The organism is Actinopolyspora sabaoui (assembly GCF_051225635.1).
Classification (GTDB): domain Bacteria; phylum Actinomycetota; class Actinomycetes; order Mycobacteriales; family Pseudonocardiaceae; genus Actinopolyspora.
The window spans coordinates 117,966-138,162 of sequence record NZ_JBMIHH010000004.1 but is presented as its reverse complement, the minus strand read 5'-3'; the positions used below and the strand labels follow the sequence as shown (position 1 = coordinate 138,162).

Here is a 20,197-nt window from a genome sequence, read left to right as displayed (position 1 = left end):
GTGTGGCCACCAGGGTGCAGACAATGATGGTTATACGCTTCTTCGCCCCCAGTTGCGTCGCCGCGCCCCACCATGATCGGCAAGTTCCCGTTGCTCGCGACCGAGGAGGCCGTACCGTGTTGGAGACCTTCCGAACCGAGTCCGAACCAGAATTCATCGGACGCCGCCTGAACTGATCCATCTCCCGCTCCGCCTGAGTGGTGGAAGCTGCCCTGGAGAACGTTCAGCCCACCGCACCGAACTCGACCCTCTCAGCCGGAACGGTGTGGGCGGCGCGTCCCGGAGCACCGGAGTGGTTCCAGTAAAGGTTGGTGTAGGCGATCGCCTCCCGGCACCGATCGGTGAGCCCAGTTGTCGCAGGTCCTCGGTGGTGTGGGCGTCCTCGACCAGCACGGTGTCGTAGCCGCGCACCAACGCGCCGTGCAGCGTGGCGCGGATGCAGGCGTCGGTCTGGGCGCCGGTGACCACCAGCCGACTCACACCGCGTGCGGCCAGAACCGTCTCCAGCTCGGTTTCCTCGAAGGAGTCGCCGTAGCGCTTGTGCACCAGCGGCTCGTCATCGTTCCGGCGCAGTTCGGAAACGTATTCCCATTCGGTCGAGCCGAAGACCAGTTCCTCGTCGGAGTGCTGCACCCACACCACCGGAGCGGCTTCGGCGCGGGCCCGATCGGCGAGCGCACCGATATTGGCGACGACAGCATCGCGATTGTGGGCCTCGGCGACGACACCGCGCTGCATGTCGATGACGAGCAGGGCGGTACGGAGCCGGCCGGGCAGGCTGGGCATCGGGGCACACCTCGTATCCGGTGTCGACAGGTCATCGAAAAACCGGACCCTACCGGCATGCACCGACACAGTCGGGGCGTGCGGAAGCGAGCTGGTGCTGCGGTCCGGTGACTGGCCACCTGCGGATTAACTACAGGGCAGGTGGTCGAGTTCGGAGTTTCGCCGCCACTTCATGCACGCCTCCGGTAAAACGATCTTCTCGGAGTGGTGGCGGCGTACGATTGGGACGGTCTTTCGTCCGACTGACGGACCATCGAACTCACCACACCGCGAACGGAGCAACGATGCGGATCGAGATCGACGAGGAGAAGTGCATCGGAGCCGGGCAGTGCGTCATGAGCGCGCCGGAGACCTTCGACCAGCGTGACGAGGACGGCGTCGCGTTCCTGATCGAGGACTCTCCGACTCCGGACCGACAGGCGCAGGTCCGTGAGGCCGTGACACTGTGCCCGGCCGCCGCGATCACGGTCGTCGAGGACCAGTCGTAGCCAGCAGAAGTCCCTGCTTCGATCGTCCCGGCTTCACGAACAGTCCGCACCACGCCGTTCTCACCCGCCCGTACCGTGGGCGAGCGCGCCCCGACGCGCCACGGCCGGGAACGAGTCGCCTAAAGGGAGTTCTCCTCGAGCCAGGTCGGGGTCTGAATAGCAGCGGTACAGGATCCTCCGCTAAGCGTTGAGGGTGTTGATCGTGTGGTGGTACGTGGCTGGTTGAATCCGTCCTGTGCCGGTGGAGTTCTTGACCGATGAGCAGGTGGCCCGGTTCGGGCGGTTCGCTGACCAGGCACCGTCGCAGGCAGAGTTAGAGCGGTTCTTCTTCCTCGACGATGCCGATCGTGCGCTGGTCCGGCGGCATCGCGGGCAGCACAACCGGCTGGGGTTCAGTCTCCAGTTGGGCACGGTGCGGTATCTGGGGACGTTTTTGCCGGATCCGTTGGAGGTGCCCACCGAGGTGGTGGACTTCCTGGCGTCCCAGTTGGAGATTGCTGACCCGTCGTGTGTGAAGTCCTATGCGCAGCGGCAGGCCACCCAGTGGGAGCACGCTGCGGAGATCCGCAGCGAGTGCGGCTACCGCGACTTCGCCGACGCCACCGACGAGGTCGCGGAGTTTGTGTCGGCGCGGGCGTGGACGCGGGTGGAGTCGGCGAAGGCGTTGTTCGAGGCCGTGGCGGCGTGGCTGCGGGCGAACCGGGTGCTGTTGCCGGGCGCGAGTGTGCTGGCGCGGTTGGTGTCTGAGCACCGCGAGCAGGCGAGCCAGCAGCTGTATGCCGCGCTGCACCAGGCGGCGGCCGAGGCGGATGCCGAACTGCCGCATCGGTTGACGGGGTTGTTGGCGGTGCCGGAGAGCTCGCGATTCTCCGAGCTGGAGCGGTTGCGGCGCGGGCCGACGCGAGTGTCGGGGCGGTCGGTGACTGAGGCGTTGCATCGGGCCTCGGAGTTGTCCGGGATCGGCGCGGGGGCGGTGGATGTCTCGGCGGTGCCGGCGAACCGGCTGGAGGCGCTGGCCCGCGACGGGCTGTCGGCCAAGGCCCAGGCCATCGCGCGTCGTGAGGCGCCGCGGCGGACGGCCACGCTGGTCGCGGCGGTGCGCAGCCTGTCGGCCTCGGCGGTCGACGATGCGCTGGATGTGTTCTCCGTACTCATGAACACCAAGCTGATCAAGGCCGCCGAGCGCACCAGTCGCGAGACGAAACTGGCCCGGCTGCCGAAACTTACCCAGGCGTCGGCGACGTTGGCCTCGGCGTTTCGAGTGTTGGAGGACATGCGGGAAGCCGCCGACCAGGGCGGTGGCGGTGAGCATGTGGTGCTGGATGTGTCCGCTGTATGGGCAGCGATCGAGGAGGTCGTGCCGCGCACGCGGCTGGCGGCGGCGATGGACACCGTCGAGGAGCTGGCCCCACCGGAGGCCGACGACGATGCCGCCTGGCGGGCCGAGCTGGTCTCGCGGTGGTCCACGGTGCGCCCGTTTCTGCCGCTGTTGGCCGAGGTGATTCCGTTCGGTGCGACCCCGCATGGCCAGCCGGTGCTTCAGGCGGTGCGCGAGTTGCCGGAGCTGATCGGTCGTAAGAAGGTCCGGGTCAGTGAGATCCGCGAAGAGGTGGTGACCGGCTCGTGGCGCAAGCTCGTGACCAGTGGCGAGGGAGTCGAACCGGGGTGTGTGGACAAGCACGCCTACGCGCTGTGTGTGCTGGAGGCGCTGCACCGGGCGCTGCGGCACCGCGAGGTCTTCGCGACCGATTCGCAGCGGTGGGGTGATCCCCGCGCTCGGCTGCTGGACGGGGCCGCGTGGGATCGGATTCGGCCGAGTGTGCTGACCGGACTCAAGCTGCCTGAGGATGTCGGAACGCACCTGGACGAGCAGGCCACGGCGTTGGACGTGGCGTGGCGACACCTGGGCACGCGCTTGTCAGCCACTGCCGGCCAGGGGCGGGTGCGCGTCGAGCCGGGCCGAGATGGGCGGGCTCAGGTGCGGGTGGACGCGCTGGACAAGCTGGCCGAGCCGCCCTCGCTGGTGGCGCTGCGGGATATGACCGAGCGGATGCTGCCCGAGGTGGATCTGCCGGATCTGCTGTTGGAAATCCATGCCCGCACCGGGTTCTTGTCCGAGTTCACCCACGCCTCCGGCGGCGAGTCCCGCATGGAGGATGCGGAGTTGTCGCTGGCGGCGGTGCTGGTGGCTGAGGCCACCAACGTCGGCTACAAACCCGTGGCGCGGTCGCGGCATCGGGCGCTGAACCGGGCACGGCTGTCGCACGTGGAGCAGAACTACCTGCGGGCCGAGACGCTGAAAGCGGCCAATGCGCGGCTGATTGAAGCTCAGGCCGAGATCGGCCTGGCCGGGCTTTGGGGCGGCGGCATGGTCGCCTCGGTGGATGGGCTGCGGTTCGTGGTGCCAGGCAACACGGTCTACGCCGGGCACAACCCGCGGTATTTCGGCCGTCGGCGTGGGGCGACCTGGTTGAACGCGATCAACGACCAGGTCGCCGGCATCGGCGCCACGGTGGTGCCGGGTACGCAGCGGGATTCGCTGTATCAGTTGGACGTGCTGCTCAACCCCGATCACGGCCAACGCCCGGAGCTGGTCACCTCTGACAGGGCGGGGTATTCGGACATGGTCTTCGGGCTGTACCGGATCTGCGGCATGGCCTACGCGCCGCGGCTGGCCAGCCTGTCCGATAGCCGGTTTTGGCGCTTGGACGCGCACGCGGACTACGGCGCGGCGAATGATCTGGCCCGGCATCGGATCACACCGGAGCGCATCCGCGCGCACTGGTCGGAGATGCTGCGGGTGGCTGGCTCGCTGGTCACCGGCACCGTGCGCGCCTACGACCTCATCCGCGCTCTGGGCCGCGACGGCAACCCCACCCCACTGGGCCAAGCCTTCGTCGAGTACGGCCGCATCGCCAAAACGCTGCACCTACTGGCAGTGTGCGATCCGGACGACGACAGCTACCAGCGGGCGCTGAACGCCCAGCTCAACACCACTGAGTCCCGCCACCGGCTGGCCCGCAAAATCTGCTTCGGCTCCCGCGGCGAGCTGCGCCAGAGCTATCAGGAAGGCATGGAAGACCAACTCGGTGCGCTGGGCTTGGTGCTCAACGCCGTGGTGCTGTGGAACACAACCTATCTTGACGCGGCCCTCGGCCAGCTGCGCGAACAAGGCTATCCCGTCGACGACGCCGACGCGGCCCGTCTGTCCCCGCTGGGCGATACGCACCTCAATGTCCACGGAACCTACACGTTCCCCCCGACATCGTCGGGTGAGCTGCGTCCACTGCGGGATCTTAATGAGCTCGTCAAGGTAGACGGGCTATAGCGCGCCGCTGGACTATCGTGGTTGTCGTGGATCTCAAGACAGGCTCGCAGGCGGAGCTGGTTCGCTCCGGGTGAGTGGGACGTGGCGTGGTGACCAGATCGGGGAGTTGCCCGCTGGCGATGTGGACAGGTCACCGGTGGCGGTGCTGGTGGCCGGGACTGGGTGGTGTGGCAGGCAGTGATGGGACGACGGATCGATGAGGTGTTCTCGGGAGGGCCGCGACCTGCGTTGACGGTGGTGATGGTCAACGCGGTCGTGATGGGCTTGGCCGGTGTCAGCGCACCGATCGGCTGGATGTTGGTGCCCGGTGTGGTGGCGATGCTCGTGCGGCCGCGGGTCGCGGTGGTGGTGTCGGCGTGGGCGGCATTGTTGGCGCTGGTATCGGTGTTCGTTCCCGTCGTTGCCGGGCACCGGACTGGGGGGATGTGGTTGGTCGCCTCGGCGGTGTTCTTGGCTGTGCTGCCGGCCCTGTCCTGGGCACGTCGGCGGGGGCTGCGTGCCGGAATCGAGTCGTGACAGGTCCAGACGCCGAGTGGGCCACGGGCACAGCAGGCCCCGTGCCCCGGCATGCGGTGTTGGGTGGCTCGTGTGGGATGTGATCGGCGATACTGGGCCGTGCGTGCGGAGTATCGCCTTGGGGCGGTCATGATGTGCGCGTTCCCGGGTCGGCGTGGCTGCTTGGCACGCTGCTGGCGCCGATCCGGGGCAGGTCCCGAACACCGCCGGGGTGGGGTTCGTGGCCGCGGGAGGGTTAGGCGGGGGCGCCGGTGTCGCCGAACCAGTCGGCGAGTGTGCCGCTGCGGCTGACGGCACGCAAACGGCGTTCGGTGCTCGCGCGGCGGGCCGAGGTGGTGACGATGAGCAGTTCGTCGTCGGCTTCGATCCAGGTGCTCGGCTGGGGGACGAAGGCGTGGCCGCGGCGGATGATCAGGGTGATGGCGCTGGGGTCCGGCAGCCGGAGACCGGTGGGGGTGCTGTGATGCAGCCGCGAGTCTTCCGGCACGGTCAGGGTCAGTAGTTCGGCGTCGATGATTTCCAGCGGGGCGGCTTCGATCTGAACCTCACGGGTGGTTTCGCGCGGGATCAGCCGTAGCCGGTGGGCCAGGGGGCGCAGGCTGGGGCCCTGGATGAGGGTGAAGATCATCACCAGCACGAACACGAGGTCGAGCAGCCGGTCGCTGCCGGGCACCCCGGACACGATGGGGAAGGTGGCCAGCACGATGGGCACGGCCCCGCGGAGTCCCGCCCAGGACAGAAAGGCGTGTTCCCGCCACGGGAGACGGAAACCGGCCAGGCTGATCACCACCGACAGAGGCCGTGCCAGCAACAGCAGCACGAGGCCCACCCCGAGGGCGGGCAGGATCTCGCCGCCGAGTTCGCTGGGGGTGACCAGCAGTCCCAGCAGCACGAACAGGCCGATTTGGGCCAGCCACCCCAGCCCTTCGGCGAAGGAGCGGGTGGCCGCGCGGTGGGACAATCCGGAGTTGGCCAGGGTGACGCTGGTGAGGTAGGCGGCGAGGAATCCGCTGGCTTGGGCCACCCCGGCCGCGGCGAAAGCGGCGATGCCCAGCCCGACGGTGGCCAGGGGGTACAGTCCCGAGGCTGGCAGCGCCACGCGCGGCAGCGCCATGGCACCGAGTCTTCCCAGTCCGAGCCCGATGATGGCTCCGACGACGAGTTGGTAGGCCAGGCTGCTCGCGATCTGGGCCGGAGCGATATCGAGCGGCGTGGCGCTGAACAACAGCACCAGGATCACGGTCGGGGCATCATTGAAGCCGGATTCGGCTTCCAACAGCCCGGCCACGCGTTTCGGCAGCGGCAGCACCCGCAGGATCGAGAAGACGGCCGCCGCGTCGGTGGAGGACACGATCGCGCCCAGCAGCAGGGACAACTGCCAGGACATTCCTAACAGCAGGTGCGCCCCCGCCGCTGTGACCACGGTGCTGATGCCGACACCAACGGTGGCTAGAATCCCTGCCGGAGCCAGCAGGCGGCGGATGTCGGACCAGTCGGTCGTCAGTCCGCCCTCGACGAGGATGACGGCCAGAGCGGCCGTGCCCAGGTTCTGCGCCAACTGGGCGTCGTCGAACTCCAGTCCGATGCCGTCCTCACCGAGCGCGACTCCGACCAGCAGGAACAACAACAGGGCCGGCAGCCCCACCCGCGCGGCGAGACGGGTCGCGACGATGCTGACCAGCAGCACACCGGTACCTGCCAGCAGCACCACGTACAGCTGCTGCAGACTCATCCGATCCCCGATCTGTAGCCGGTCACCGGTTCCGGTGGCTGACACCGCGCAAACGCGCGCAACGGGCTCGCGAACACGTCCGTTCCCAGCGGGCGCCCGTGGCAGGCGCAATGCGCACCGAACCACGGTGACCAATATCGGAAGTGATCATAGCAAAGCACGTCCGGCGGTGATGTATGCTCCCCGAGGTCGTCGGCGGTTGATCACCGTGACCGGGAGGATGGGTGCTCGTGCCTGCCACCACATCGCAAGCACACCGCGACAGCTCGCCCCACGAGCTCGTATTGGCCGCCTACCGGGCCGCACTGGCTGGTGCGGAACTGTCCGAGCAGGCCCGGCGCGCCTACGCCTCACGGGTAGCCGGATTCCTCGACTGGCTCACCTCGACCACGACGCTCGCGCCCGAAGCGGGCGACCCGCTGGCCGAGCCCCGCGCCCGCGACATGGCCGTGCGCTCCTACCGCACCTACCTCGCAGGCGAGCGCGCCGCGAAATCCAACACGATCAACGCGGCACTGACCGCGCTGGACCACTTCTACGCCCACCACCTCGGCCTGGGAACACCCCACGTTCGCCGGGAACAACAGCCCGCGAGCACGCCGGAGCCCCTCGACGGGGACGAGCAGCGCCGGTTCCTGCGGGCCGTGACCGCCCACCCCTGCCCACGAGAACGGGCGATCGCACTGATGCTGCTACGCACCGGACTGCGCACCGAGGAACTCGCCCACCTCGACCACACCGACCTAGCAGTGTCCGGAACCTCCAGCACGGTGCGAGTGCGCCCCCAACCCCACTGGAATCCCAGCACCCGCCGCGAACTACCGCTGCCCGGATCCGCCCGCGCTGCGGTGACCGCCTGGTTGACCGAACGCTCCCGCTGGCCCCATGCCACCGACACCCCAGCGCTATGGCTCAACCGACACGGCGGCCGACTAAGCGTGCGCAGCATCAACACCATCATCCGCGAACTCGCCGTAGCCGCCGACCTCGTCCACACCACCGGCCCCGAAGCAGGCAAAGCACGCGTGCACCCGCACACACTGCGCCACACCTTCGGGCTCCACCTCGCCCGCAACGGCCTCGACACGGCCACCATCGCCACGCTGATGGGACACGCCAAACTCAGCTCCGCCCGCATCTACACACGACCGGCCGCCGAACAACCACCGCGGACCACCGCGTAACCCCACACCCTCACCCGGGCCGCTCACGCGCGGCGAGAATCATGCCGATCGTTCGCGCCTCACCGGCTGTCAACCGCAGCCACAACCGCGCCGCATCCGGATCGTCCGGCTCACGCGTGTACAACTCGAAACACCCGTCCCGAGTCGCGTGAATACCGACACCAACTCCGGCCTCCGTGACGAACTCGTACAGCGTCCCGTGCCCGAACAACACCTCCGTGGTGACATCCATAACCCAGTATGCCCGCAGCCACCGATCCACCGCATGTGTCGGGGAACGACCGTTTGTCAACACAACCCCCACACCGGTGGTCCACACCGCCCGACCCATCCCACGAGCATTGGGAAAACCGGGTGTCCACCAAATCGATCACGGCCCTTTGTCGTACAGCCGGGCGCGCTCACGATCGTGAAAAGTGCCCACCGAGGGCCACCACCACGGCCGACCTCGTCCTCGACGGCGGCTTCTTCAACACGATCGGAGCGGCGCGCGCATCGGCTACGCCCGCGCCCTACTCGCCGAACCCGGACCACGATCAACGCTGTCGAGCCAAAAGCCCCCTCTCCACTCATCCGCTACCAGCCCAACCCCAGTCTGGCGTCTACAACCGATGGCTTGGCGGAGGATCCTGTTCGAGTACTACTCAGACCCCAGGTCAACACCTGACCGGCGTGCTCTCGCGGCACGGGGACCGAGTGGAAGACGTGTTCGACGAAGCTATCGCGCACGATCAGGGTCAGCCGCTCGTACAGCAGCAGCCCACCTGCCCGGAACGTGGGAAGCCCGAGTGCTCGGGCCAGATTGTGCGTGGGGTCGGACAGCATCGGAAACGGCAGGCCCAGTCGTTCGACGAGTTCACGCTGGTAGTCGGTGTGTTGGCTGGACAGGCCGAACACCCCGGACGCGCCCGCTGCCAGCAGTTCCCGGTGGTGATCGCGGAAACCGCACGCCTCGGAAGTGCAGCCGTGGGCTCCGGGAATCGTGTCCCAGCCCTCGGGCATATCGACTTCCGGACTGCCGGTGAGCGGGTAGACGTAGATCACCGTGCGCCCCGCACCGAGGGCGTCGAGGTGGATCGTCCCGCCGTCGGTGGCACGCAGCGGCAGGGGCGGCGTCCGCGTGCCGACCAGCTCGGTGGTTCCGGCATCGGCGGGCCCGGGCGAGTCATCGGCCGGATCGGAATGCGCGGTTGCCCCACCTTGCGCCGGTTCGGCCGACGAATCGGCACTGTCACGCCGGGCGGCCCGCGCGAGCTGCTCGCGCAGCGCCGCCCGGCGGATGGTCAGCTCGTCGATGCGCCGGGTGAGCTCGTCAATCGCGTCCCGGTAGGTGGCGAGTGAGGCGAGGCAGTCGTCGGCGTGCCCGTGACCGGCCGTGAGGCAGTCCACGAACGGCCGACTACGTCCCGCGGGAATTCCGAGCTCACCTAGTTCTCGGATCTGCCGCACCAGCCGCACGTCGTGCTCCTCGTAGGTCCGGTAGCCGTTGGCCAGCCGCCCGGGCTCGAGCAAACCCAGCGACTCGTAGTAGCGCACGGCTTTCGTCGTCACGCCGGCCCTGCGGGCCACTTCACCGATTCGCATCCCTGTCACCACGCCAAACGCTAAACCCTGCCCCCGAAGGCAAGGTCAAGGCGGAACCACCGGCCGTTGCCAGACGTCACGCTTCGCGACAAGTCCGCGCGAGCCGTATCAGACGAGGCGAGTACCGTTCGGCACGGGAAACTCGAAGCCGGCGAGCACGACGCCCCCGTGCTCGCTGTGGGCACCGGTGACCAGCACTTCCGATTTCACACCCGCCACACGTTTGGGTTCGAAATTGCAGACGCACAACACCTGCCGCCCCAGCAGATCTTCGGGTGTGTAGTACTCGGTGATCTGGGCGCTTGAGGTGCGCACGCCGTGCTCACCGAGATCGACCGACAGCACGTAGGCGGGGCTGCGTGCTGCCGTGTTCGGCTCGGCGGCGACGACGGTCCCCACTCGAAGCTCGACCCGTTCGAAATCGGCCCACTCGATCGTCGTCATGCCACCACCGTCAACATCGACCCGACTCATTTCCGAGGACAGCGCGTTGCCATTCCGAACGGAGTGTACTGGCACCAGTCGCATCGACGTGCCAACGATCAGCGGAACGACCGCAGCGCCACCTCGGCCGCTCGGGCGATGAGCGCGTTGTCGTACTCGGCGTCTTCGGTGTCCCGCTCGGACAGCACCGCGAGCACGATGGGTGCCCGCTCCGGTGGCCACAGCACGGCGATGTCGTTGCGGGTGCCGTAGTCGGCGGCGCCGCTTTTGTCCCCGACACGCCAACCGTCCGGGGCCCCGGCGCGGATGAGCTCGTCACCGGTGGTGACGTTGCGCAGCATCCTGTTGAGCACGGCGCGTTCGTCCTTCGGCAACGCGTTTCCGACGGTGAAAGCACGCAGGCTGGTGGCCAGGGCGCGCGGAGTGCTGGTGTCGCGGATGTCACCGGGCTCGGTCTCGTTGAGCTCGGGCTCGATGCGGTCGACGTGGGTGGTGGTGTCACCGATCTCGCGCAGCACCGCGCTGAGCCCTTCGGGGCCTCCGAGCTCGTCGAACATGAGGTTCGCGGCGGTGTTGTCGCTGTAGCGCACGGCGGCGTCGAGCACGGAACGCAGGGTCATACCGCTGTCGACGTGCTTTTTCGTGATCGGCGAGTACGCGACGAGATCGGCGCGATCGTAGGTGATCCGCTTGTCGAGTCCTTCCAGCGAGGTTCGCCGCAACACCGCTGCCGCCGTCAGCGCCTTGTGCGTGGAGGCGTAGGCGAAGCGCTCGTCGGCACGGTAGGACAGTTCCCGGCCCGTCGCCGTGTCCACGGCGTAGACCCCGAGGTGGGCGTCGAATTCACGTTCGAGTCGCTCGAAGTCCTCGTGGGGCACCGACGCAGCGGAGGGCACGCTCGTCGAGTTCTGTGCGGGAGCAGGCTGCTCGGCACCGGCACCGGTGCATCCGAGCAGGGTGAGCAGAGCCGCTGAAGCCAGCAGAGCTCCGCGGGCACGCCGTACGAACAAGGTGGTTCCTTTCGTCGTTGCTTGTCCCGAGCAGTCTCATCGGCTCCGACCCATCCCGTCCAAGACACGAACGGATGATTCGATGCCGAATGCGTATAAGCTGTGGCTGTGGACCTGGTGGGCAGTTGCAAGGCGTTCGTGGCAGTCAGCGAAGCGGGAAGCTTCACTCGTGGGGCCGCCCTGGCCGGCGTTCCCCAGTCGGTGGCCAGCCGTCGGGTTTCGGCACTGGAAGGCCATCTCGGTGGGCTGCTGTTCGACCGTTCGAGCAGGAAGGCGGTGCTGACGCCGTTCGGCAGGGACATGCTTCCCTCGGCCCGACGTCTGGTCCGGCTCGCGGACGCGATGGAGCAGGACGCTCACCACGCCAGGTTCCGTCCGCTACGGATCGCCGTCCCCGAGACCTGCACCACTCGCGACCTGGCCGAACTCGACTCCGAGGCGCGTGCCCACGAGCTGTTCCTCGAGTTCCGCCCGGCCCCGCCCGGCGAACGTTCCGAGCTGGTGCGCACCCACCAGGTACGGGCGGCCGTCACCGCGGTGCCCGCCGATGCCGGTGTGTGGACCGTTCCACTGGGGCTGGCAGGCACTACCGCGCCGGCCCCGGGATCGATCTACCTGGAAAGCCTGCGTGTGGGACGATCAGGCCGGTTACCGCGGCGTCGGGTCTGGATCCAGCCGGAGGACGACGTTCCGCACGTTCGGGACCGCCTGGTGCGAACCCGCGACGCCGTCGGACTGCGGCCCGCCCAGATCACCGTCGCCGACTCGCTGACCGCCGCGACAGCCGAGGTGCTGGGCTCGGCGGATTTGCTGGTGTGCTCGGCCGCGCAGGCCCGCGAACTCGGCATGACGTGGCGGGCGATCGGTGAGCTGCGGGTCGAACGTGGTTTCGGCATCGAGGCCGTCGTCGCCGACGACGCCACACGCATCCGCGACCGACTCCAACACTCCGTCGCGCGAGCCCTCGGAGCCACAGTGAGCGGACAGGAGACGGCATGAGCATCGAATCACTGACCCGGGGACTGCGAGCCGAACTCGACAACGGGGGACTGCGGGGCTCGTTCCTCGTACGCGACCTGCACTCCGGCCACGAACTCGGTATCGACTCGGACGTGTGGTACCCGATCGCCTCGCTGATCAAGGTTCCGCTGGCCGCCGCCACACTCGAACGCATCCGCATCGGCGAGCTCGACGGTTCGACCACGGTCGAAGTGCGGCCGGGACGCATCACCACAGCGGGACCGACCGGACTGAGCCGGTTTCACCATCCAGCCCACATGGCGCTCGACGACCTGCTGTACTTGAGCACCTCGATCAGTGACGGCACGGCCGCCGACGCGCTGTTCGAGAAGACCCCACCCGAGGAGGTCACCCGGCTGCTGCGGCAGTGGGAACTGCACGACATCACCGCACGCCACCGGATGCGCGACCTCACCGACACCCCGGCGGAACGCCTCCAGCCCACCGAGGTGTCACTCGCTCACACACTGGCCATCACCGCAGGTACCGCCGGGAACGGTCACCCGGTGCCCCAACTCGACGTCACTCGTGCCAATGCAGGCTCGGCCAGAGCCCTCGTCGACCTGCTACAGGCACTGTGGACTCCCTCCGGCATACCCCGAAGCATCGGCACGCGGGTACGCGAGCTCATGACCAACAACCTGCTGCGCCAACGCCTGGCCCCGGAATTCGTCTCCGACGCCTCGACATGGGCGTCGAAAACCGGAACGCTGCTGAACCTGCGCCACGAGATCGGCGTGGTCGAACACGCCGACGGACGGGCCTTCGGTATCGCCGCGCTCACCGAATCGCAGGTGGCCGCCGCCAACCAGCCCGAAGCCGACGCGCTGATGGCATGGGTGGCGCGAACACTGCGCGACCAGCTGCGGCGTGGCTGACCCGACCGACCCCGCCAGGGCACAGCGACGTGCTCGCAACCGCTACGGCGCGGTGCTGGTGGCCTGGATAGGCTGAACGGCCGTGACGGTGCGCAAACCCGTGCGGCGCGGTTGTTCGAGTCCGGCTCACCGCACCGTTGCCACCACCGCTTCGGAGGAAAGGACAGGGTTGATGACTGCCGTAGAGGGAACAATGGTGGACGTCCCCACCCCGGACGGGGTCGCCGACGCCTATCTGACACATCCCGACGACGCCGCCGCGCATCCTGCCGTGCTGTTCTACATGGACGCGTTCGGGCTACGTCCACATCTGACCGCGATGGCCGACCGGCTCGCCGCTGCCGGATACACCGTGCTGGTGCCCAACGTGTTCTACCGCCACGGGCGTGCTCCGGTCGTGGAGCTGCCCGAGTTCATCGACCCGGGCAGGCGTCCCGAGATCTTCGACGAGATCGGCCCGATGATGCGGGAGCTGACCCCCGAGCTGGCGATGCGTGATGCCGGTGCCTATCTGGACTGGCTGCGACAGCGGCCGGAGGCCGATGGGGCAGCGGTCGGTGTCACCGGCTACTGCATGGGTGCGGTGCTGGCGTTGCGCACGGCCGGAACCCATCCGGATCAGGTGGCGGCCATGGCCGGTTTTCACGGTGGCGGCCTGGCGAGCGAGGAACCCGACAGCCCCCACCTGCTGGCCGGAAACATCACCGCCGAGCTCTACTTCGGCCACGCCGACCAGGACCACGCGCTGCCACCCGAGCAGATCGAGCGACTCGACCGGGCGTTGACCGATGCGGGTGTGGTTTTCCACAGCGAGGTGTATCCGGGTGCCGGACACGGCTACACCCAGGCCGACACCGCCGCTTACGACGAGCAGGCCAACGAACGGCACTGGTCGGCGTTGCTGGACCTGTTCGATCGTACGTTGAAGCCGGGCTCGTAAGACCAGCAGCCCGTGGGGGGCGGCGGGTGCACACTCCCGATGTCGGTGGCGTGTCCGTCGTTCGGTTCCCTGGCGAGGCCCTGTACTTTCCTCATTGGTGGGGCACGGACACACCCGCCGAGCGGAGTTCGGCTTCGATGAGCGTGGTCAACCGGGCCGAGACCGGCATCCGGTCCTGCCGGTGGTAGTTGATCACCCTGTGTTGCGGAACGGAGTCGAACCAGGCCTGTAGGCTGCCGGAATTCCCCAGCAGCGTGGGGTTGGCGAGAAAGTGCTCGGCAACGGCGGTCGCGAGTTCCTCGACACGGGGGTCGTCGGGTTGCCAGTTCTCGGCCTCCCAACAGCGTTTGGCCAGGTCGACGTAGCCGGGATCGTCGAGCCGGTGTTCGAGCAGAGTCAGGAAGCCGTCGAACCCCTCAGGCACCAGCGCCAGCGACAGCACCAGGGCTTCCCGCTGGGTGGTCACATAGTCCGGTTCGAAGCCGAGGGCGGACATCCGGTGCAGCAGCGCCAGGGCACGGTCGGGCAGCAGGGCCCGGTCTCCCTCAGCGAGCTGGTGCAACGTCTCACGCCGCGCGAGCAATTTCTCGATCTGCTCGGTCAGGCGCCGCTGCACGTCGGCGAGTGCCGCGCCGAACCGCTCGGCATCCGCGTCGAGCACGGCTCCGACCTCGACCAGCGGCACGCCCGCGGCGGCCAGCGTGCGAACCTGAACCAGCCGCAGCAGCTCGTCCGATTTGTACCGCCTGTAGCCGGAACTGTCGCGCGGTGGCTCGTCGAGCAGCCCAAGTTTGTGATAGTGCCGCACGGTTTTGACCGTCACCCCAGCGAATGCCGCCGCCTGTCCGATCGTGACGCCATAGGCCATCTGTCAGCTCACCTCGTGGGCACGTGGGGTCTCGTGGGTGGAAGCGATCTCGCGAACCGCATCGGCCACGGCCCGGAAATCCCTGCGCAGGATCTTCGAGTGGTTGCTCGCGACCTTCGCGCTCACCTCGAGGTGCGGGTTGCGGGCCAGCACCGGGTCGAGAGTGGCGCGAGCCCGTTCCATCTCCTCGGCTCCGCCCCCCAGGTTGCCTCCCGAGGCGATCACCCACCGCCCCGGGCAGAGCAGGCCGTCCAGCACGGGCTCGAGGGCTCCGAGGCTCTCGTTGATCTCGATGTTGACCTCGGCGTGCTGCTCGGCGGAGAACCGTGCCGCCAGGCCCAATCGACGGGCGATCGGAAATATCCAGCTCAACCGGCGGAACAACGTCCGGATCCGTTCCCGGGCCGCGTCGTCGATCCAGTCGTACGGCATCGCACCGTCGACCAGCACCACCCCCAGGACGCGGTCCGGGTTGCGGTTGGCCCAGTGCACCGCGAGCGCGGCTCCGTAGGACCAGCCGACCAGTATCGGCCGGTCCACGTTCCTCGCTTCGAGGACGGCGTCGATGTCACGGACGCACGCCTCGAACGAATAGTCCCCGGAGCGCTTCGATTCGCCGCGGGCGCGCTCGTCATAGGTAATGTGCCGCCAGCCGCTGCCGAGTTCACCGATGACGCGTCGCCAGTGCGACTGATCGGCATAGGCACCGTTGAGATAGACCACGGCACGACCGGGCCCACGCGTATCGGTCACGGCGAGCGCGGTGTCGTCGACCGGCACCATACCGGTCCAGGTCGAATCGGACGAATCGCTCGAATTCGAAAGGCTCATGCGATGAAGTGTGAACCCTGACCCGAGGTCAACCTCAACACGTGCCGCGCCCCGGAGGGGAGTTCTTCGAAGCGACTGGGGCGACCGGTGGAGAATTCGATCATCCCGCACCCGAGCACCGGGTGCCGCCACACGGCCGCGGAACCGGGCCGTCAAGCTCGGCCCCGACGGTGATTACCCGGCGAGACCGTGAACCGCTGCGGCCGCGTCACCAATCATGCGATCACGAGCGGGAAGGACATCACCGTCGTGGGCGTGACACCGTGGTGCTTGCACCCGCCGGACAGCGGATCGGCAGCCAGCGGAGAGGAGAGTGCCACCGTGGACCGATCCGACCTGTGCATTCACTGTCGGTACCGGCGCTGTGTCCGCCGAGCGGTTTCGCGCTCATCACCGGAATCCTCCGGCGGACACGGGTAACGACCGAAAGTATGGCAAGCATCCCGTGAACCTTTCCGAGCCCTCGCCGTCGAGAACGTGGTATTCGCTGATCCTCGCATTCCACCTTTCATCACCGTGACGAAATCATCGCGAATCCCCCACCAGCTCTGTTGTTTCTCTGTAGCAAGCTCGAGAATCGCTCGCGCGGGGAGCGCCGGTAGAGCAGCACCTCGTTCGGAACGAGCTTGCCCGAACCCGCGATCACCAGATCCGGCGTCAGGCGTTCCAGGGACCGATGCGGTCCAGGCGACGGCGCTGCTGGTTCGCGGTGGCCGTGTCGAGCCCCTGGTCGCGTCCGGCGAGGGCCTCAGCGACGGCGGCTCGGTGCTCGACTGGTTTCTGGTCGTCGTACTTGAACTTGGCCACGACGTCGGCGACCTGCAGGTGCAGACCGCGGATACCGGCGAGCATCCGGCCGTACGGGGGCTGGTCGACGGCGATGGGGGCGTGCTCGCCGTCGGGCTGGAAGTGGGCCATCTGGCGACGCAGCAGCTCGGCCTTGGTCTCGGGGTCGTCGACGATATCGGCACGGCAGGTGAATTGGACAGTGCTGTAGTAGCTGGTGGGCACTCCGTCGGAGGGCGGCGTGCCGGCCTTGGCCCGCCAGGTCCCCGGGATGTAGGCGTAGTCGCCGATGACGGTGAAGGTGACGTTCGGGTCGTGCTCGATGGCCGTCCAGACAGGATTGGGCCGGGCCAGGTGCACGAGCAGGTGATCTCCGTGGCAAGTGAAGTGGGTCGGGACGACGACGGGCGGCCTGCCGTCCGCGCCGTTGACGATCAGCTGTCCGAAGTCGTGGCCCTCGGCGATCCAGGCCCGCCACTCGGCTTCGTCCAGACTGGCGTCCCAGGGATGCACCAACATGTTGTCCTCCTTCTGCGGGGTCAGGTCACAGCGAGCAGGCTCACTGCCACAGCGGCGGTGCCCAGGCCGACGAGTTGACCGCGATGGATGCGTTCGGCGGTCACGCCGCAGGCGAGCAGGACCGTTCCGGCGGGGTAGAGCGCGACGATCACGGCGACGACGGCGAGGTCGCCACTGCGTGCGGCGAGCAGGAACAGCAGGTTCGCCACCGAGTCCAACGCACCCGCAGCCGCCGACATCGCGTACGCGGGCCGTTCGGAGCCGAGTTCGCGGTGCAGCAGTCCCGCTGCGGCCAGGGTGATCGTCGAGGACACCGCCCGCCCGATGATCAGCGGTGCCACACCGCTGTCGGTCGGTGCCTGGTGCAGGAAGATCAGCTGGCCGGCGATGGCGGCGCCGGAGCCGAAGGCCAGCAGCAGTGCGGCCCGCGAGGGCCGTGCCGCGCCCACTCCGGGGCCGGTGCTGACCAGCACCACTGCCACCAGGGCCAACGGGAGTCCCAAGATGCCGGCAACGGCCAGGTGCTCGCCCTGCAGCAGCCCCACACCGACGGGCAGCGCGGCGGAGACCAGCGCGGTCACGGGGGAGAGCACGTTCATCGGCCCGATCGCCAATGTGCGGTAGAGCAGCACGAACGCGGCGGCCGAGGCGACCCCCGATGCCGTGCCCCAGCCCAACGTGGCCGGATGGAACGAGGCACCCAGCAACGGCCACAGCAGCAGTTCGACCGCCAGGCTGGCCGGGGCGGCGATCATCACGGTCCGCAACGCGTGAGCTTTGCGGGCACCGAGGCCGCCGAAGAAGTCGGCGCACCCGTAAGCCAGTGAACTGCCCAGGGCCAGCAGCAGAGCGAACACAGCACACCTCTTACGAGTCGGTAAAACGACCAGACGGTACAATGGAACAACCAAATCAGTCAATCAAACGACCGAACGGTCCATTGAAACGACCCCCGGGAAGTGTGACGGTCACATGGTCGAAACGACGGCGGCTCTGCGCTCGGTCGCCTTCAACGTTCGGGCGGCACGCCTGCGGGCGGGCCTGTCCCTGGAAGAGCTCGGTCGTCGCGCCGAGGTCAGCAAGGGAGCACTGGTGGGACTGGAAAAAGCCGAGGGCAACCCCAACCTGGCCACCCTGGTCCGGCTGGCCGACACCCTCGGCATCTCGGTGTCGGCCCTGATGCAGGGCTCAGCCGAAAACCACGTACGCGTGGTAACCGCCGACCAGGTGGCGCCGCTGTGGACCGGAGAGCACGGCAGCCGGGCGCGCCTCGTGGTGACGACCTCGGGAACGGCCCCCACCGAGATCTGGCACTGGCAGCTGGCACCGGGTGAGGAGTACCCCAGCCACCCCCACCAGAGCGGAGTCGTGGAGACGATCAACGTCACCCACGGCCGGATGACCCTCGTCGTCGACGGCACCGACTACACCGTCGAGGCCGGGCAGACTGCCACGTTCGACGGGGCCGCCCCGCACACCTACCGCGGCGCGGGCACCGAGACCTGCCATCTGATCATGACCGTTCACCTGCCCCCCGCTCCCGCGACCACCACCTGAGCCGCGCGGGACACGCGAGGACCGCAGCGGGCACTCGTTCGGAAACGGGCTCCGATCGCGGGGGTCAACGGAGTTTCAACTCCTGCCCCGGGTGCCCCGTTGCGCGTGCGAGGTGGTCTCCCGCCTGGACGGGTGATTGCGCAGGTAGTGGTGCAGCTGCCCGGCCGCTTCGAGTATCGCGGTCGTACGCGCGGTCAACCGCGTCCACCGCTCGGCGACGGCGGCGCGCAGGGACCGTGTTCCGCCCGTACGACGCATGTCGTCGAGAACCTCGCCGATCCGCGGCAGCGGGTAGTGGTTCTGCCGCAGCAGGTGGACCATCCGTGCGTCGCGCAGATCCCCCGGCCCGAACCGGCGGTACCCGGTGACCGGGTCCCGGCTGGGTGTCAGCAGACCGGCGTCCTCCCAGACGCGCAGCGCGGAGGAGCGGATTCCGAGAGATGCGGCCCCCTCGCCGATCCGCATGGTGGACCGCGGGCTCGGGGAGCTCTCCAGAGCTTGTCCCGCGATCGCGTCGAGCGCTTCGGCCGCCGCACGCAGCGACTGCCGCTGCTCGTGCAGCTCGGCGTGGGCGGCGTCCACCAGCGCGAGCGCACCGGAGACGTCCTCGGCGTGGATCGCCCGCAGGACGGCTTGAGCCGTGGTGTGGCTGTACCCCTTCAGCAACGACCGGTAGGTCAGCAACGCCTGCCGGTGGCTCTCGTCGAACCGGCGGTACCCGGCATCGGTGCGAGGGGCGGCAGGCAGCACGCCCGTGTCGGCGTAGTTGCGCACCTGCTGGGTGGAGATACCGACCAGCCGCGCCAGATCCACGGGGCGGTACCGGCTGCCGTCTTGCTCCACCGACGCGTCGTCCTCATACCTGCCGGTTACAGCCCGAGTTGAGGGTTGAGTTCCTACACTGTGGGTAATGCACTGATCGTATCCGAAAAAAGTCTCAAGAGGAACTTCGATGAGATACTCGAAGGTATGGCTACCGCACGAGAAGAGTTCCCCGGCACCGAAACCGACGAGCCGAACGCGATGACCCAGCGGGAAATCATCGACTTCGTGACGGGCATGTCCGACGTCGTCGCGGTCACCACGAGCGAAGCCAACGGCTCACCCGAGATCGCCTGGGGAGACACGTTCTTCTTCTACTCCCCGGACAGCGCGGACCCGCTGGCCAACCGGCGGATGCCGTTCGCGACGATCGTCACCAAGGACTACCCGGGCTTCGACACCGTCTCCGACATCGACCGCGACGGGGTGTTCCGACTGAACATCGCGGTCGGCCGAGAGACCTTCGAAACGCTGCTCGACTATCCACCCGCAGCGTACCCGACCGATCCACCGAGTTCGACCACACCCGAAGCGACCGCGTGCTGCCCCACCCGGTTTACGCCGCCCAGAGCTGGGTGTGCCTGCTCAACCCCGGCGCGGCGACCGCGGACCAAGCGCGGTCACTGCTGACCGGCCCGCATTCCCGGGCCGTTCGGCAACACCGGTGACAACACGAGCACCACGGCCGAGGAGTCGTTCCGACGGGCCCGCCCCACTCCACGATTCGAGGGTCGGGCACCGCACCGACACGCTCCGCTTCCAGAGCGAGCCCTGACGATCAGCACCCCCATGGGTCCATTGCGGACAAAATGTGGTCGTCCGGTTTTCCGAATCAGTCACACCGGACGAGTCCGGCGAGTAACATCCCCCGACACGTTCACGCAGCCGGATCCGAGGGGGCTCA

General features: G+C 68.0%; 19 protein-coding genes and 2 pseudogenes. 9 read left to right on the top strand and 12 right to left on the bottom strand.

Annotated features, from left to right (window positions below; all coding sequences use genetic code 11):
* Nucleotides 1-223 precede the first annotated feature (223 nt).
* Nucleotides 224-786: pseudogene (locus ACOQFL_RS08180) on the bottom strand (isochorismatase family protein).
* A 284-nt stretch (nt 787-1,070) separates the two neighbouring features.
* On the opposite strand from ACOQFL_RS08180, the gene ACOQFL_RS08175 reads away from it, so the two are divergent.
* The 3 genes from ACOQFL_RS08175 to ACOQFL_RS08165 all read left to right on the top strand — a co-directional run bounded on the left by ACOQFL_RS08175 (nt 1,071) and on the right by ACOQFL_RS08165 (nt 5,118).
* Nucleotides 1,071-1,274 carry a ferredoxin gene (locus ACOQFL_RS08175; RefSeq protein WP_435543492.1) on the top strand — a complete coding sequence of 68 codons (204 nt, stop codon included), beginning with the start codon at nt 1,071-1,073 and terminating at the stop codon, nt 1,272-1,274.
* A gap of 235 nt (nt 1,275-1,509) precedes the next feature.
* Nucleotides 1,510-4,602 (top strand): Tn3 family transposase, encoded by a 3,093-nt coding sequence (locus ACOQFL_RS08170; RefSeq protein ID WP_435543491.1) that lies wholly within the window; start codon nt 1,510-1,512, stop codon nt 4,600-4,602.
* Nucleotides 4,603-4,782: 180 nt separating this feature from the next.
* Nucleotides 4,783-5,118 carry a hypothetical protein gene (locus ACOQFL_RS08165; protein WP_435543490.1) on the top strand — a complete coding sequence of 112 codons (336 nt, stop codon included), beginning with the start codon at nt 4,783-4,785 and terminating at the stop codon, nt 5,116-5,118.
* Between the two features lie 235 nt (nt 5,119-5,353).
* On the opposite strand, the gene ACOQFL_RS08160 is transcribed toward ACOQFL_RS08165, so the two are convergent.
* Nucleotides 5,354-6,850 carry a potassium/proton antiporter gene (locus tag ACOQFL_RS08160; protein WP_092521672.1) on the bottom strand — a complete coding sequence of 499 codons (1,497 nt, stop codon included), beginning with the start codon at nt 6,848-6,850 and terminating at the stop codon, nt 5,354-5,356.
* 230 nt (nt 6,851-7,080) lie between these two features.
* On the opposite strand from ACOQFL_RS08160, the gene ACOQFL_RS08155 reads away from it, so the two are divergent.
* Complete coding sequence (locus ACOQFL_RS08155; protein ID WP_165631611.1) at nt 7,081-8,034, top strand: tyrosine-type recombinase/integrase; 954 nt, start codon at nt 7,081-7,083, stop codon at nt 8,032-8,034.
* Between the two features lie 10 nt (nt 8,035-8,044).
* On the opposite strand, the gene ACOQFL_RS08150 is transcribed toward ACOQFL_RS08155, so the two are convergent.
* The 4 genes from ACOQFL_RS08150 to bla form a co-directional block, all read right to left on the bottom strand.
* A complete protein-coding gene (locus ACOQFL_RS08150) occupies nt 8,045-8,266 on the bottom strand; it encodes a cation:proton antiporter regulatory subunit (RefSeq protein ID WP_165631612.1) in 222 nt (73 codons plus the stop codon).
* 344 nt (nt 8,267-8,610) lie between these two features.
* Nucleotides 8,611-9,618, bottom strand: a complete 1,008-nt coding sequence (locus tag ACOQFL_RS08145) for a MerR family transcriptional regulator (RefSeq protein WP_435543827.1) — start codon at nt 9,616-9,618, stop codon at nt 8,611-8,613.
* A gap of 108 nt (nt 9,619-9,726) precedes the next feature.
* A complete protein-coding gene (locus ACOQFL_RS08140) occupies nt 9,727-10,062 on the bottom strand; it encodes a tRNA-binding protein (protein ID WP_435543489.1) in 336 nt (111 codons plus the stop codon).
* 98 nt (nt 10,063-10,160) lie between these two features.
* The gene (bla, locus tag ACOQFL_RS08135; protein ID WP_435543488.1) at nt 10,161-11,072 is read right to left on the bottom strand and encodes a class A beta-lactamase; all 912 of its coding nucleotides are present in this window, start codon (nt 11,070-11,072) and stop codon (nt 10,161-10,163) included.
* A 102-nt stretch (nt 11,073-11,174) separates the two neighbouring features.
* Between bla and ACOQFL_RS08130 the strand changes: the two genes are divergently transcribed.
* The 3 genes from ACOQFL_RS08130 to ACOQFL_RS08120 all read left to right on the top strand — a co-directional run bounded on the left by ACOQFL_RS08130 (nt 11,175) and on the right by ACOQFL_RS08120 (nt 13,910).
* Nucleotides 11,175-12,071 (top strand): LysR family transcriptional regulator, encoded by an 897-nt coding sequence (locus ACOQFL_RS08130; protein ID WP_435543487.1) that lies wholly within the window; start codon nt 11,175-11,177, stop codon nt 12,069-12,071.
* Complete coding sequence (locus ACOQFL_RS08125) at nt 12,068-12,970, top strand: serine hydrolase (protein ID WP_435543486.1); 903 nt, start codon at nt 12,068-12,070, stop codon at nt 12,968-12,970. The genes ACOQFL_RS08130 and ACOQFL_RS08125 overlap by 4 nt, the downstream gene beginning before the upstream one ends.
* 172 nt (nt 12,971-13,142) lie before the next feature.
* A complete protein-coding gene (locus tag ACOQFL_RS08120) occupies nt 13,143-13,910 on the top strand; it encodes a dienelactone hydrolase family protein (protein WP_435543485.1) in 768 nt (255 codons plus the stop codon).
* A gap of 91 nt (nt 13,911-14,001) precedes the next feature.
* Here ACOQFL_RS08120 and ACOQFL_RS08115 read toward each other — a convergent pair whose 3' ends face one another.
* The 5 genes from ACOQFL_RS08115 to ACOQFL_RS08095 all read right to left on the bottom strand — a co-directional run bounded on the left by ACOQFL_RS08115 (nt 14,002) and on the right by ACOQFL_RS08095 (nt 17,771).
* Nucleotides 14,002-14,778 carry a MerR family transcriptional regulator gene (locus ACOQFL_RS08115; RefSeq protein WP_435543484.1) on the bottom strand — a complete coding sequence of 259 codons (777 nt, stop codon included), beginning with the start codon at nt 14,776-14,778 and terminating at the stop codon, nt 14,002-14,004.
* A 3-nt stretch (nt 14,779-14,781) separates the two neighbouring features.
* On the bottom strand, nt 14,782-15,609 hold the full coding sequence (locus tag ACOQFL_RS08110; RefSeq protein ID WP_435543483.1) for an alpha/beta fold hydrolase: 828 nt from the start codon (nt 15,607-15,609) through the stop codon (nt 14,782-14,784).
* A gap of 215 nt (nt 15,610-15,824) precedes the next feature.
* Nucleotides 15,825-15,953 carry a hypothetical protein gene (locus tag ACOQFL_RS08105; protein WP_435543482.1) on the bottom strand — a complete coding sequence of 43 codons (129 nt, stop codon included), beginning with the start codon at nt 15,951-15,953 and terminating at the stop codon, nt 15,825-15,827.
* Between the two features lie 313 nt (nt 15,954-16,266).
* The gene (locus ACOQFL_RS08100) at nt 16,267-16,914 is read right to left on the bottom strand and encodes an FMN-binding negative transcriptional regulator (RefSeq protein WP_435543481.1); all 648 of its coding nucleotides are present in this window, start codon (nt 16,912-16,914) and stop codon (nt 16,267-16,269) included.
* A 20-nt stretch (nt 16,915-16,934) separates the two neighbouring features.
* Nucleotides 16,935-17,771 (bottom strand): EamA family transporter, encoded by an 837-nt coding sequence (locus ACOQFL_RS08095; RefSeq protein ID WP_435543480.1) that lies wholly within the window; start codon nt 17,769-17,771, stop codon nt 16,935-16,937.
* 115 nt (nt 17,772-17,886) lie between these two features.
* Between ACOQFL_RS08095 and ACOQFL_RS08090 the strand changes: the two genes are divergently transcribed.
* Nucleotides 17,887-18,471, top strand: coding sequence for a helix-turn-helix domain-containing protein (locus ACOQFL_RS08090; protein ID WP_435543479.1), 585 nt, complete (start codon nt 17,887-17,889; stop codon nt 18,469-18,471).
* A 75-nt stretch (nt 18,472-18,546) separates the two neighbouring features.
* Here ACOQFL_RS08090 and ACOQFL_RS08085 read toward each other — a convergent pair whose 3' ends face one another.
* Nucleotides 18,547-19,314: a MerR family transcriptional regulator gene (locus ACOQFL_RS08085; protein ID WP_435543478.1), complete on the bottom strand. Its 768-nt coding sequence runs from the start codon at nt 19,312-19,314 to the stop codon at nt 18,547-18,549.
* Between the two features lie 126 nt (nt 19,315-19,440).
* Between ACOQFL_RS08085 and ACOQFL_RS08080 the strand changes: the two are divergent.
* A pseudogene (locus ACOQFL_RS08080) lies at nt 19,441-19,961 on the top strand (DUF6194 family protein).
* Nucleotides 19,962-20,197 lie beyond the last annotated feature (236 nt).

What these genes read in the sequence shown, in the direction of transcription:
- ACOQFL_RS08175 (WP_435543492.1), top strand. Translation starts at nt 1,071, where the DNA reads ATGCGGATCGAGATCGACGAGGAGAAGTGCATCGGAGCCGGGCAGTGC.
- ACOQFL_RS08165 (WP_435543490.1), top strand. Translation starts at nt 4,783, where the DNA reads ATGGGACGACGGATCGATGAGGTGTTCTCGGGAGGGCCGCGACCTGCG.
- ACOQFL_RS08160 (WP_092521672.1), bottom strand. Translation starts at nt 6,850, where the DNA reads ATGAGTCTGCAGCAGCTGTACGTGGTGCTGCTGGCAGGTACCGGTGTG.
- ACOQFL_RS08150 (WP_165631612.1), bottom strand. Translation starts at nt 8,266, where the DNA reads ATGGATGTCACCACGGAGGTGTTGTTCGGGCACGGGACGCTGTACGAG.
- ACOQFL_RS08145 (WP_435543827.1), bottom strand. Translation starts at nt 9,618, where the DNA reads ATGCGAATCGGTGAAGTGGCCCGCAGGGCCGGCGTGACGACGAAAGCC.
- ACOQFL_RS08140 (WP_435543489.1), bottom strand. Translation starts at nt 10,062, where the DNA reads ATGACGACGATCGAGTGGGCCGATTTCGAACGGGTCGAGCTTCGAGTG.
- ACOQFL_RS08125 (WP_435543486.1), top strand. Translation starts at nt 12,068, where the DNA reads ATGAGCATCGAATCACTGACCCGGGGACTGCGAGCCGAACTCGACAAC.
- ACOQFL_RS08120 (WP_435543485.1), top strand. Translation starts at nt 13,143, where the DNA reads ATGACTGCCGTAGAGGGAACAATGGTGGACGTCCCCACCCCGGACGGG.
- ACOQFL_RS08115 (WP_435543484.1), bottom strand. Translation starts at nt 14,778, where the DNA reads ATGGCCTATGGCGTCACGATCGGACAGGCGGCGGCATTCGCTGGGGTG.
- ACOQFL_RS08110 (WP_435543483.1), bottom strand. Translation starts at nt 15,609, where the DNA reads ATGAGCCTTTCGAATTCGAGCGATTCGTCCGATTCGACCTGGACCGGT.
- ACOQFL_RS08105 (WP_435543482.1), bottom strand. Translation starts at nt 15,953, where the DNA reads ATGCACAGGTCGGATCGGTCCACGGTGGCACTCTCCTCTCCGCTGGCT.
- ACOQFL_RS08100 (WP_435543481.1), bottom strand. Translation starts at nt 16,914, where the DNA reads ATGTTGGTGCATCCCTGGGACGCCAGTCTGGACGAAGCCGAGTGGCGG.
- ACOQFL_RS08090 (WP_435543479.1), top strand. Translation starts at nt 17,887, where the DNA reads ATGGTCGAAACGACGGCGGCTCTGCGCTCGGTCGCCTTCAACGTTCGG.